9 protein-coding genes are annotated in these 12065 nt (G+C 44.3%); 3 read left to right on the top strand and 6 right to left on the bottom strand.

Going from position 1 to position 12065, the window contains the following annotated elements; all coding sequences use genetic code 11:
- The first annotated feature begins 292 nt into the window (after positions 1–292).
- Positions 293–1558, top strand: coding sequence for a methyl-accepting chemotaxis protein (locus tag AC3A8L_RS14860; RefSeq protein ID WP_487963053.1), 1266 nt, complete (start codon positions 293–295; stop codon positions 1556–1558).
- Between the two features lie 874 nt (positions 1559–2432).
- Positions 2433–2771, top strand: coding sequence for a hypothetical protein (locus tag AC3A8L_RS14855; RefSeq protein WP_487963052.1), 339 nt, complete (start codon positions 2433–2435; stop codon positions 2769–2771).
- Between the two features lie 164 nt (positions 2772–2935).
- Here the strand turns inward: AC3A8L_RS14855 and AC3A8L_RS14850 are convergent, their stop codons facing one another.
- Both AC3A8L_RS14850 and AC3A8L_RS14845 read right to left on the bottom strand, forming a co-directional pair.
- A complete protein-coding gene (locus AC3A8L_RS14850; RefSeq protein WP_487963054.1) occupies positions 2936–3292 on the bottom strand; it encodes an AAA-type ATPase lid domain-containing protein in 357 nt (118 codons plus the stop codon).
- A gap of 196 nt (positions 3293–3488) precedes the next feature.
- The gene (locus tag AC3A8L_RS14845) at positions 3489–4457 is read right to left on the bottom strand and encodes a transposase (protein ID WP_487963051.1); all 969 of its coding nucleotides are present in this window, start codon (positions 4455–4457) and stop codon (positions 3489–3491) included.
- A 187-nt stretch (positions 4458–4644) separates the two neighbouring features.
- Between AC3A8L_RS14845 and AC3A8L_RS14840 the strand changes: the two genes are divergently transcribed.
- Positions 4645–5109 (top strand): hypothetical protein, encoded by a 465-nt coding sequence (locus tag AC3A8L_RS14840; RefSeq protein ID WP_487963050.1) that lies wholly within the window; start codon positions 4645–4647, stop codon positions 5107–5109.
- A 706-nt stretch (positions 5110–5815) separates the two neighbouring features.
- Here AC3A8L_RS14840 and AC3A8L_RS14835 read toward each other — a convergent pair.
- The 4 genes from AC3A8L_RS14835 to AC3A8L_RS14820 form a co-directional block, all read right to left on the bottom strand.
- Positions 5816–7219 (bottom strand): sigma-54-dependent transcriptional regulator, encoded by a 1404-nt coding sequence (locus AC3A8L_RS14835; RefSeq protein WP_487963049.1) that lies wholly within the window; start codon positions 7217–7219, stop codon positions 5816–5818.
- A gap of 3 nt (positions 7220–7222) precedes the next feature.
- Positions 7223–8782 carry a SpoIIE family protein phosphatase gene (locus AC3A8L_RS14830; protein ID WP_487963048.1) on the bottom strand — a complete coding sequence of 520 codons (1560 nt, stop codon included), beginning with the start codon at positions 8780–8782 and terminating at the stop codon, positions 7223–7225.
- Positions 8779–11412: a response regulator gene (locus AC3A8L_RS14825; RefSeq protein WP_487963047.1), complete on the bottom strand. Its 2634-nt coding sequence runs from the start codon at positions 11410–11412 to the stop codon at positions 8779–8781. The genes AC3A8L_RS14830 and AC3A8L_RS14825 overlap by 4 nt, the downstream gene beginning before the upstream one ends.
- 2 nt (positions 11413–11414) lie before the next feature.
- Positions 11415–12065, bottom strand: a 651-nt coding sequence (locus AC3A8L_RS14820; RefSeq protein WP_487963046.1) for a P-loop NTPase family protein, incomplete at its 5' end; no start/stop codon positions are given.

The raw sequence follows: 12065 nt of genomic DNA, 5'->3' as shown, positions 1-12065 counted from the left end.
GGGGCAAACAGCGGATTGTTCTAGGTTTGGCGTTCTTTATACCTTGTATAGTGATTAGGTGAGTGGATGTCCCCGTTTATTTCCTAATATATAAGTATGCGCTAAAAGGGTGCATGTGTTGTGCTTGAGCTATAATAGGGCCTTCGGTAAAGTATTTGGTTGACCTATAGGGTTATTTTGTAGCCATTTTTTACACGACACAGCTCAGTACTTGTTTTTCCTGACGTAGTTGGCGTGTAAACATGTTTTACAAACACATATACAGACATACATTTTCGGAGAAGCACTCTTAGTGTTTGGTATCAATTCAATAAATAAAAAGTATCAGGCCGATATTGAAAACGCGGTAAGCGATGCCATGCAGCGCGCGAAAGAAACGTATATATCTAAATCGGTTCAATTAATGGACTTGTTAGATGGCGTGACAATAGGCATTGGAAACGCGACCAGTATTGAAGATAGTTTAGGTCAAGCGCTTAAGTTGATATGTGAGTATACGGGCTGGCCTATAGGCCATGCTTATTGTGTGGACGGAGTAGGGGAGTCGCTAATAGCGAAGTCTTATCGTCTCTGGCACTTATCATCAACGATTAACCCAGCGTCAATTAAGCAATTCGTTGCCTCGTCGGAAGCTGCAGAGTTTACGCCGGGTAAAGGCATGGTCGGTAAAATCCTTTCGACGAAAAAAAGTATTACCATTCCTGATGTCACCGAATTGGTCGGCTTTGTAAGAGCCGATGCGGCGCGGCAGAATAATGTGCATGGGTGCTTCGCTTTTCCAATTATGGAGCTTCGTTCAAATAAAATTAGAGGTGTGTTTGAGTTCTTTAGTTACGAGAAAACACCTCTGGATCCAGTTACTCAGCGGGTAACCGACTTCATTGGTCAGCAAGTATCTTTCTCATTTAGCCATTTTGATTCTCTAGAGAAAAAACGTATTTTAGGGGCTACCTTCGAGCGTGATGTAAAGGGCGCTGTGATTGTTATTCTCGACGCTATTAACGCTCTTCATGGGGTGTCGGAGAGCCTTAATGATGCAATCGAAGATATTGCGTCAGAATGCACAGCAACGCAGTCGAGTATAGAAGCTTCATTAGCAAGGCTCAGCGTCGCAGTTAAGAGTTCCGAAGAATTACAAGCGTCAACGGATGAAATTCAAACTATTGCGACGAGTATTGCCAATATTGCAAGTAATACGAATTTACTGGCGTTAAATGCAGCGATTGAAGCGGCAAGAGCGGGAGAGGTCGGTCGTGGATTTGCCGTTGTTGCCGATGAGGTTAAGCAACTCTCGGGGCAAACCAGTGAATCGACGAGAGCAGTATATGAAATGGCGAATGATATAAAGCAGGTATCCGACAGTATTAAGGACGCCTTCCTTATCAGCAATACCTCGCTAACCGATGTGAGTAATGGGACGGTAAAGATCGATCAATCGGTGATATTGCAGCGTGAGCGGTCTGAGCAAGTGAGATACGCGAGTGAAAAGTTGGAAGTCGAGTCTAAAAATTTAGAACAAAGTGTGAATGTATTCTTATCCCAGATATTAAGCGAATAGTACAGCGCTACCCTACTTAAGGCCGAGGGAAAAATACTTTATCCAATAATACTTGTCTTTTGATCCCTCAACAGCGTTGCTCAAAGCGTTACATGCCTCGGTAACTGCTCTACGACATTATGCTCCTCGGTAATAGCTCCTACATTACCCTAGTAACGTATATCCCTATATGGATGCAATGTCTAACAAGGGGCTTCCTACCCCGATGCGTTACCTGCTGACCTATGTCCTATAAATCCCGCATTTTTAAAGATTGCGAGACAGGCTCTCGCTTTAGAGGTCGTTCGGGCGTAAGCGATCAATCAGCCCTTAAACTACCCCGCATTACTCAAATCCGAGGTTAAAACATTGCCCACAAACTGGAAATAGCTGGGGCAGGCACTCGTTTTAGGCTGCGCGGTTGAGTCATGGTTATTTATCAAGTGCTTTGTGGTTTAACACTAGATAATATTGTTAAGGGAGTCAAATAACGGATTGTTTTAGAGGTTGAGTTCTTTATACTCTTTTACTGATTTGACGAGTGCCTGTCCTCGTTTATTGCTCGTTTATTTTTGCTCGTTTATTTTTCGTGTATTTATTGCGCTAATGACAGATATTGCTTTAGTCGCAGGTGTTGGCCGGGGTGGCGCTGGGTTAGCTTAATATTGCAGTTCAGCGACCTGCCGTCACGTTACTGACAGCAGATGTTATGGTTAGTGTTTTAAGTCCTGGAGTGTATCGGGATCCGGCTAAAATTTATTTGATGGAAAATGAAATGGCTCACCCCATGGTTTATCAAACTTTGCGTGTTTTGAAGCCGCGAATGAGGGCATTTGGCCCAAAGCCAAGAATAAGAGTGCGAGCTGGTGAGGAGCTCGTGTATTAGGGGACGAAAATGAAAGAAATAGAACTTGTACAATTGCAGGTTGCCCTATGGACGACTATAGGTTTCTTTTCTGGAAAAATATTAGACTTCTCTGGATTTGAATTGGTTATATTTATCGTGAAAGGTTTAATTCTATTAATTCTTGGGATATTTGCATTCTCTAAACTCCTACATCACTATTTTATATTTGTGATTAATTTAATTATAGTTGGCCTATATTGCTATCTTAAATTAATAGAGGAAGGAAATGCATTGGCTTTCTTTGCCCCGCTGTTTTTTCTCCTTGTTATTTCTGCTGCAATAGCTATATATGGATATATGAAGAGTAGCGGGACAGGCACCCACTAAAATAATTCGCTAATAGCTGGGACAAACACTCGTTTTCTAGCCTAACCGGCAAGGGTGCCTGTTTGTTGCACAAACCTTCACATCCTAAATCCCCAACACTTCAAATAACCAACTCGATAAAGTCGAAAGCAAACATTAATAAATAATGATTCCTCTCCTCACCCCTAATCCCAAGCTTGTTTTTTACGGTACAGAGTAGAGGGGCTTACATCGAGTAAGGCGGCGGCTTTTGGAATATTACCGTCACAAACATTAATCGCAATTTCTATCGCTTCGCGCTCTACTACAGCCAAAGGCCTTATTGTTTCCGGTGTTGTTGGTGCTGGTGTTAATGTCGCCGGTGTTGCAATAATGTTGGCGGAGGGTGTGATTGGCGCAGCCTTTTGAGTTACAGAGGGCTGGTTAAGTGGGGCGGGTAAGTGTGAAGGGGCCACTTCTTGAGCGTCGTGTAGTACGACGATATTACGTACCACGTTTTGCAGTTGGCGCACATTACCTGGCCAGTGATAGGCACATGAAATAATGCAGGACAGGCACTCTCAAAAAATAAAGACACCCACAATTAAGTGAAAATACTAGACCTCACCTACCTTCAAGAATTTTTCGCCCATAGAGCCAAAAACACACAATAACCCCAAAGCTAATGCCTTGGGGTTATTTATTGACGCACGAGTGATGGTTTTTAGTGCCGCAGAATTGTAATTGAAGTCGCTTGGGCTAAGCGGCGCGCTTTTCCCTACGCCTCTTGGCGAACAACGCTTGATAGTGTTGCTCAAAATGCTGTGTTTGTAGAAACCAGGCATCAATATCGATATTTAATCGAGTAAGTATCGGCGGAAGGTTTTCGCTGATTACGCCACGCTTATCGTCGCGGATAATTCGGCCCGTCCAGTCGACTAACTCAATATAATCCGCTTGCCCAAAAATAATGCCCGCTTGTTCAGTGGCCTCCAGGTTGCCCTCGAACCTAAGTAATGGCTTTAGGGGTAAGTCGAAATGACGAATAGATTCAAGTGAGGTTTGTTGCTTAACTGATGCGGCTAAATCAAATGTTGGGTTAATGCGCTCTTTAATACTGGTAAAGTCTGAAGCTTCTGGCGTATCAGCCATGCACGCGCGAACAGGGTTGAGGTCAACGTAGGCCATGGCGCTCAAAACAGCCTCATCGGTAAGCAGTGCTTGGGATTTGAATCGACTCTCCCAAAAGTGACCCGTGCAATTATCCTCTTTATTAGCTTGCCTAGCAATGGGCTCGCTCAAGCATTTCATAAACCAAGATAAGCTCTGTAGTCTTTTTTGATAGCGTACCACGCAGTCGCTAACCGCACTGCGCTCTGCTGGCGTGAGGGGGTCGCCTTTCAGGTAGCGCTGCACAATCGGTGCGCCTTTGAACAAACAACTCCAACGCCTAAGTACCTCGTCAGCATTCCACTGTGTGGCTTCTGTAGGGTTGAGCTTGATAACGAGGTGGAGGTGATTATGCATCACAGAATAGGCGCAGATTTCGATGGCGAATATTGAACTTAATAGTCGAATACGCTGTTCGATCCAGTCGCGTCGGTGCTCGTAGCTTTTACCGTTAAATTTGTCAAAACCGCACAAAAAACTCCGCCTAACGCAGCGGCTTGTAATATTGTAGAAAGGAGTATCGTCTATTGATACCAATTGGCTACGCGGCTGAGTCATGGTTGCTTATCCAGTGCTTTATGGTTTAACACTAGATAATGTTAGTTAAGGAGTCAAATAGCGGATTGTTTTAGAGGTTGAGTTCTTTATACTCTTTTACTGATTTGACGAGTGCCTGTCCTCGTTTATTTTTCTGAAAGAAGGATATGAGAAACTAAAAGACATATGTGGTATGTAGGGAGGAAGCTTGGTATATGAGTTTGATTTATTGGTCGAGGGTTACAAGTCAGAAGCGTTGTCTTGGTTTATAATTTTTTTGATGGTAGTAGGAACAAGTTTTCTTTTTGTTCGAAATGAATTCAAAAAGACCAAATGGTGCTTTCTTATTGTGACGTTTTTTATGATCGCTTCAGAGGTTTTTGGTTTGTTTAGGTATTATCAAAATATAAACGCATTGAAAACTGGGAAATTAACATCTGTTAAGGGGTGCATCGGTGAGGTTGATAGGCACTTTCAGTTGAGGGTGACTAGTGAAATGGAGCACTTTTTTGTTGGCGGGGTGAAAGTTAGTTTCAGTGTGAAAGGGGATCGTTTTGCCTATAGCGTTCCCATTTCCAAGAATAGGCACATCAGACATGGAAATTACTTTGATGGTTATTTAAATGAGGGTGATTTGGTGAAGTTGAAGATTTTTGAAGATTTATGCGAATAACTAGGATTGCGGGACAGGCACTCGTTTTCCAATATTGTTCCGGGTGTTGGTTTTGTTGGCGGTGGTATCGACATCGGGTTTGGCTATGGGGTTAGTGCTGCCAGAGTCTTTACTAGAGCCTATTCCGTACCTAAGGCCTATAATCTTTTGTAAATGATCTCAGTGAATCTATTGGAAGCTATATAAAGTGCGGAGAAAAACCATACAAGTAACTAAATTGAGGTTGAGCTATGAATGATGAATTAGATTTATATAGGCTTAAATTTATTGGGATAATTATATTCTGTATAGTCGGGTTCTTTATTGTTGGATTTCTGGCAGAGAAAATACACACTGCATTTTTCTTATTACTTGTTTTTGTGGCTGTAATTGCAAATGTAGTGTTTTTAACTATGACTTGCCCTTTTTGCAAAAAATCACTAGGTACTATGTCTCTATATCGAGTGTTTTTTACTGGAGAATGCTGCGAGAAATAAGCAGTCAATAATCGGTTGAAGGATCGAGGGGCAGTCACTCTATAAGTTACTTATTTTTGGCTCCAAAACCAGCGTCAAGTCCTAGCTTAACCGGCACAGGGTGGAACTTGCTTCGGCACGGGTGCCTGTTTTTGCACAAACCTTCACATCCTAAATTCCCAACACTTCAAATAACCAACTCGATAAAGTAGAAAGCAAACATTAATAAATAATGATTCCTCTCCTCACCCCTAATCCCAAGCTTGTTTTTTACGGTACAGAGTAGAGGGGCTTACATCGAGTAAGGCGGCGGCTTTTGGAATATTACCGTCACAAACATTAATCGCAATTTCTATCGCTTCGCGCTCTACTACAGCCAAAGGCCTTATTGTTTCCGGTGTTGTTGGTGCTGGTGTTAATGTCGCCGGTGTTGCAACAATGTTGGCGGAGGGTGTGATTGGCGCAGCCTTTTGAGCTACACAGGGCTGGTTAAGTGGGGCGGGTAAGTGTGAAGGGTCCACTTCTTGAGCGTCGTGTAGTACGACGATATTACGTACCACGTTTTGCAGCTGGCGCACATTACCTGGCCATTGATAGGCACATAACGTGCTGCTAACCGCGTCGCCAAAACGTTCAAAATGCTTATTTTCTTCTTGGCTATACAGCGTTAAAAAATGGTTGGCTAAAAGTAAAATGTCATTTCCGCGTTCTCTTAATGGGGGTAAGTGAAGTGGCAGTACATTCAGCCGGTAATAGAGGTCTTCACGGAAGCGCCCAGCTTCAATTTCATCGAGCGGATCGCGGTTGGTTGCACACACAAAGCGGACATTGACCTTTTCGTCCTTGCTGCCGCCTACTTTTTTTATCGTGCCGGATTGAATAAAGCGAAGCAGTTTGGTTTGCAATTCTATACTTAGTTCGCCTATCTCATCTAAAAATAGGGTGCCGCCATCGGCTTGGCTGGCAGCACCTTGGCGCTCGGTATTGGCGCCGGTAAATGAGCCTTTTAGGTGGCCAAAAATTTCACTTTCCATTAAATCTTTTGGAATGGCTGCACAATTGAGCGCGACAAAAGGGCCTTTTGCTCGGCGGCTTCTTAGGTGGATTGTTTCGGCACACACTTCTTTGCCTGTCCCGCTTTCGCCGGTGACGAAAACAGCGGCTTCGCTACTGGATACTGATTCAATTAAGCGGTAAAGCCCTTGCATTGCGGGCGAGCTGCCAATAAAGCCATGGTAACTATTTTGCTGGAATTCGTTACTGAGTTGAGAGACCAATTTTTTTAAGCGCACGTTTTCAATACAGTTGCGCACGGTGGTAAGTAGGCGCGCGGCTTCTATTGGTTTTTGTAAAAAGTCCTGAGCGCCCAGTTGAATTAATTTAACCGCCATATCGACGCTGCCGTGGGCAGTAACGACGATTACAGAGCATGGTAATTTGTTTTTTTGAATATATTCAAGGATCTGTTCGCCGGGGATATCGCCCAATTTTAAATCCAGAATGACGAGCGGCGGTTGCGAAAACTCAACGATACGCAGAGCTTCTCTGCCGGTATTGCAGTGCGTTAGCGAAATGGCTTCGTTTTTTAGGTATTGTTTATAAATCTCGGCTAAGGACGGGGAGTCTTCAACCAATAACACCTTGGGTTTTTCCATTGATCAAGTCTCATGTGGTTCCAGTAACAGCAACAAAGCATCGTCGAGCGGACCTTGTTGCAGGCTCAGGGCCAGCTTAAAGGTCTTTTGAGCGGTTTTTTCAAGGTCTGAATCTTGACCCTCAGAAAGCTCGCGCTGTAATGCCTTGCCGCCGTCATAGGCCTTGCCACGCTCATCTAATAGGCCATCGGTGAAGAGTGCCAGACGCTGCTTGCCAGTTAAGGTATAGGTAGCCGAAGTATAGTCAATATCTGCCTGTAGGCCCGGTAAAGTGCCACCGTTACCGAGTTCTCGGATGTTTAACCCGTCGATAAGCCAAGGCAGTGGGTGGCCGGCACTTGCGATTTCTACGGCGCCATCAGGGCCTAATCGAACCACACAGCAGGTACATAAAGAGCTCGATAAAAGGTGATCTTTGTGTAAGCTTTGAGACAATTGATTGAGGAAATAGGCTGGCGCGGGTAATTGACTATGGGCACTTAAAAACCCGCGTATATACCCTAAATAGGCATGAGAGAAAAACTTAGCCGCTTCATCATGGCCCATCACATCAATCAATATAATCAGGCAGTGCTCTCCTTTTTGTTCCCATACGAGTAAGTCACCACCACCCTCGGCGTTGCCTTGGCTGCGTAGTGCACACTGCCAATGTTTTAATTGTTTGGGCATTTGGGCTTGAAGGCTCGCGTGGATTCCGCTTTGTATTTTGAGTTCTACATCTTTTTTGATTTGTTGATTACGGGTTAAAACTCTTTTTACGCAAGCATTCAGGGCTTCTTTTTTTAAGGGCTTCGGCAGAAAATCATCAATGCCTAAACGTATGCAGTCGGCGATATTTTCATGCTCATGTGCACTGGTTAAAATGAAAGGAATACTGGCATGATGGGTGTTCTCACTGAGTATTTGGCGAAACTGCAGGCCATTTTTTTGAGGCATTTGCAGATCACATAGCACGATATCGATATGGCGCTGCGCTAAAATAGCGATGGCTTCGTTGGCTGAAAATGCCGCTATGGGATTGTAATCGTCTTTGAGGTAAGCGCAGAATAGGGCGTTTTGCGATTCCCCGTCTTCAACGACAAGTACCTGAGGCTTAAGTGATGGCGTAGTTATTGGCCACTGAAGTTCAAACCCGTTGCGCCAACATTCTGTGCCGTTTTCGCCTATTGCTTGAGTGCTAAGAATAACCTTAGCGGCATCGCAATTTTGGTGAATAATCCACAGGCCTCTACCGCCAGAGCGCAAGTTATCGAGTGAGTCTGAAAAAGGATCCGCTGGCGGCTCATCAAGCCATTCTTGTAACAGGGCTTGTTTGTGTGTGTCTGCAATTTCGGTAATGCGCAGCCGTAAATGTTGGCCGCTTAAATTCAGTTCCATTTCGATGTGAGTACAATTAGCTGAATGCTCGACAAAGTTCGTAGTAATTTCAGACAGGCAAATCAGTACGGGGTTAGCTTGAGCCGCATCGATTGAAAAGCCGTCTAGGGCTTTTGCCAGTTGTTGACGCATCAAACGAATGCCTTCATAACTCGGTTCAATGGTTTGCTTGATCAGTAATGTCATGGCTGGCGTAAATCTTTAATATGATTAATGGCTTGGATGGTGGCTTGCCCTAGAGCAAGGAACTCTTTCATTTCGGCATGTATTTTTTGGTATTCGCTATTCTCTAAATGCACTTCTAGAAGGCGGGCGGCACCTTGCAGCTCTGTGGCGCCAAAGCTGCCAGCGCTGCTTTTAAGGGTGTGGGCTTGCTCGGCTAGGGCGTTCCAATCTTGGCTGACTTGAATGTCGGCAATGTCTGTTAAGCGCTTTTCAGTTTCTTGAGTGAAAATATTAAGAATGGTTGGAAGAATGTCTGCTGAAGTGTCTTTTTCTAATTGATCAATAATGGTTAAATCTATTGTCACCGTACAAGAATTATCTGTTGGCGCTGTGTTTTGAATAAGGGTGTTTTCAAGGTGAGTTTTTGAAGACTTACTGCGAAAGTTGTTAGCCGTATCTTTAGCCTGATCTACAGCTTCTTCAGGGGGCGGGCACCACTCAACAATACAGTCGCGAAAGCGATTCATATCAATAGGTTTACTTAAAAAATCAATCATGCCGGCATCAAAACACGCTTTTTGGTCTTCGGTATAGACGTTCGCTGTTAGCGCAATAATCGGTGTTTTTTTATTGATGCCACTGCCTTGCGTGATGATGCGTGTTGCCGATAAACCATCCATTTCTGGCATGCGTACGTCCATTAAAATGACGGCGTAGGTCTGTTTTTTTGCCAGTGCTACAGCTTCAGCGCCGTTGCAGGCTACATCGACGACGGCATTCATTCTGTTGAGGACATTGGTGAATATGGCCTGGTTGGATGGGCTGTCTTCAGCCAATAAAATACGCGCACCGGCGAGGTCGAAGAGGGCATTTTGGCGCACTTCTATTTCAGGGGTTAGCCAGCGCTCAATGCGATTACGTTGGTCGGCGTTAAGTTTGGCATCACTGGGTTTGTGGTTTAATTGATAAATGAGTGAATTAATTAAAGATGTAATCCGCAGAGGTTTGCGTAATATATCGTCGAATCCGTTATCCTGTAGTGCTTTGCATTGATCTGCACCGGTAGTTCCGACCAATGCAAAATTCTTTAATGTATGGTTTTTACGTATGTCATGCAAATTTTTCCCGATACACAAAGTGTCTAGATCATACAGAATCGCTGCGTATGAACTAACATCGCTGGGTACTTGTGATTCTATAAATAAATGACAGTTGAAATAGGATAACTGCTTTTCTAAGCTTGCATGAAGATATTTATTTTGTGAGAGTAATAAAACCGATGCGCCTTGATCTTCAAACATCGGGAATGCGATTGGGTTGTTATTGGCAAGCGGTAGGCGAAGGGTAAATTGACTACCTTCACCGGATACCGATGTTGCATGAATATCCCCATCCATTAAGTGGCACAATTTTTTGCAAATGGATAAACCTAAACCCGTCCCGCCTTGGCTTGCCGTACTGCTATCATCGACCTGAGAAAATTCTTCAAAAATATCGCCGAGCTTGTCTTCGGGAATGCCTATGCCAGTATCGGCGACTGACATTATAAGTGCATCGTTATAAGACGCGGTAACGGTAATGCAGCCTTTATCCGTGAATTTAATGGCGTTCGAGAGTAGGTTGGTTAATATTTGCATCAGCCTTTTTTTGTCGCCGTAGACCTCACACGGTACGCCTGGGTTAAATACGATGGCAATATCTACAGCTTTGTTGGCTAATTGGCCACTGACTAAACCGCAGGTTGCCTCAACCATATCGACTAAGTTAAACCAGTCTTCGTTAAATTCAAATTTACCCGAGCAAATTTTACTGAAGTCGAGAATGTCGTTAATTAAGGCTAATAGGGTTTCACCACCATTAAGGCTCATTTTAATTAACGATAGCTGTTCGCTGTTTAAATCAGATTCGAGTAGCAGTGTGTTGGTTGCGATAATGGCATTAAGAGGGGTTCGAATTTCATGGCTCATGGTCGCTAAGAAGTGAGACTTGGCTTGGCTTAAGCGCTGTGCTTCCCGGCGCTCTCTACGCAGTTGTTTTTCACCCTCGTAAGCGCTATTAAGCTTTTCGGTCACTTTTACAAATTGAGATTTACTTTGTTCGACACTGTGTTTGAGTCTTTGATTGGCGAATTTCAGCTCTTCGTTGTGCTCTTGGGTGCTTGTTTCTACATAGTTGTCCATCAGCTTGCCCCAATAAACGGCAGCGGCTTCGTGAACGGCGGATAATAAATAGGCATCGTCCCAGGGTTTTGTTAGGTATTTAAAGATGGACACACGATTTAGCACATTGATGGCGTCTTCAAATTCTGCGTAGCCGGTTAATACGATAAGCTGGGTATCAGGCCATTGCTGGTGGGCTTTTTGTAAAAAGTCGAGGCCACTAATTTTGGGCATGTGCATATCGCTAATCACAATGGCGATATTCTGAGCTTCTAGAATTTTCAACGCTTCATAGCCATCAATGGCGGTATAGATAATAAACCCTTGGCCTCTGAACAAGCGTTTAAGCGACTTTAAATTAAACTCTTCGTCATCGACTATTAGCAGGCTGAGCTGTTCGGGTAGAGGTTGACCGGATATCATTTTCGCTCTCTGTGGGTCGAATAGACTGTTTGGCTGAGTGTTGTTATTTAAGGTTAGTTGAAAAGTCATATTTATACCTCTATCGATAAGAAGTCGCTGTTAGTAATAAGCTTCGCCAGAATCCTTCGAATGGGTTGTAAGAAGCGGGGTAAGCGATTGATTTCACGCAGCAGCTCGTCTTTTATCGGCGGGTTGTATTGATCATTCAGAATACAGCCCAACAATGTCGCGCCTTTTGCTTTGAGCTTATTCACGGCTTTTACAATTTCCCTGTCTGGTGTGGAGCAGCTCAAAACCACCAGCGCACAAGCGTCGCACAGGCTGGCGATATGATCGGCAGGCACGCTGTCGCTTTCGGGGCCGAATAGGGGCGGCGCATCGATGATGATGTAGTCAAAACTTTCTTTCCATTGGTCAATTTGCTCACTGAAAAATTTGGGCTGACGCAAGAGTGCCATGAGGGCCTTATCGTTACGGGCACTTACACCCTGCAGAATCAGCTGCGTATCTTCTGTTGTGACCATTGATGGTTGTGCTAATGCTGCAGTGCGCTGGGTAGCATGCGTCGGTTCTTCAGTGAGCGAATTCAAAGAAGGGCTAAAGATATTCATATCGACCAGCAATGCCGAGTGACCGGCCAATAACAGGCGGTGGGTTAGCGCTTGCGCGGTACAGCTAACTCCCTCTTTTGCGAGGGCACTGGTTATCACGAGGGTTCGGAT

This window comes from Marinagarivorans sp., from assembly GCF_982758155.1.
Note: the sequence above shows the minus strand (reverse complement) of the source record. Positions and strands in the feature narration are given on the sequence as shown.

Bases quoted from the DNA above. Each gene is read 5' to 3' on its own strand.
- AC3A8L_RS14855 (WP_487963052.1), top strand. From the start codon at position 2,433: ATGAAAGAAATAGAACTTGTACAATTGCAGGTTGCCCTATGGACGACT.
- AC3A8L_RS14845 (WP_487963051.1), bottom strand. From the start codon at position 4,457: ATGACTCAGCCGCGTAGCCAATTGGTATCAATAGACGATACTCCTTTC.
- AC3A8L_RS14835 (WP_487963049.1), bottom strand. From the start codon at position 7,219: ATGGAAAAACCCAAGGTGTTATTGGTTGAAGACTCCCCGTCCTTAGCC.
- AC3A8L_RS14830 (WP_487963048.1), bottom strand. From the start codon at position 8,782: ATGACATTACTGATCAAGCAAACCATTGAACCGAGTTATGAAGGCATT.
- AC3A8L_RS14825 (WP_487963047.1), bottom strand. From the start codon at position 11,412: ATGACTTTTCAACTAACCTTAAATAACAACACTCAGCCAAACAGTCTA.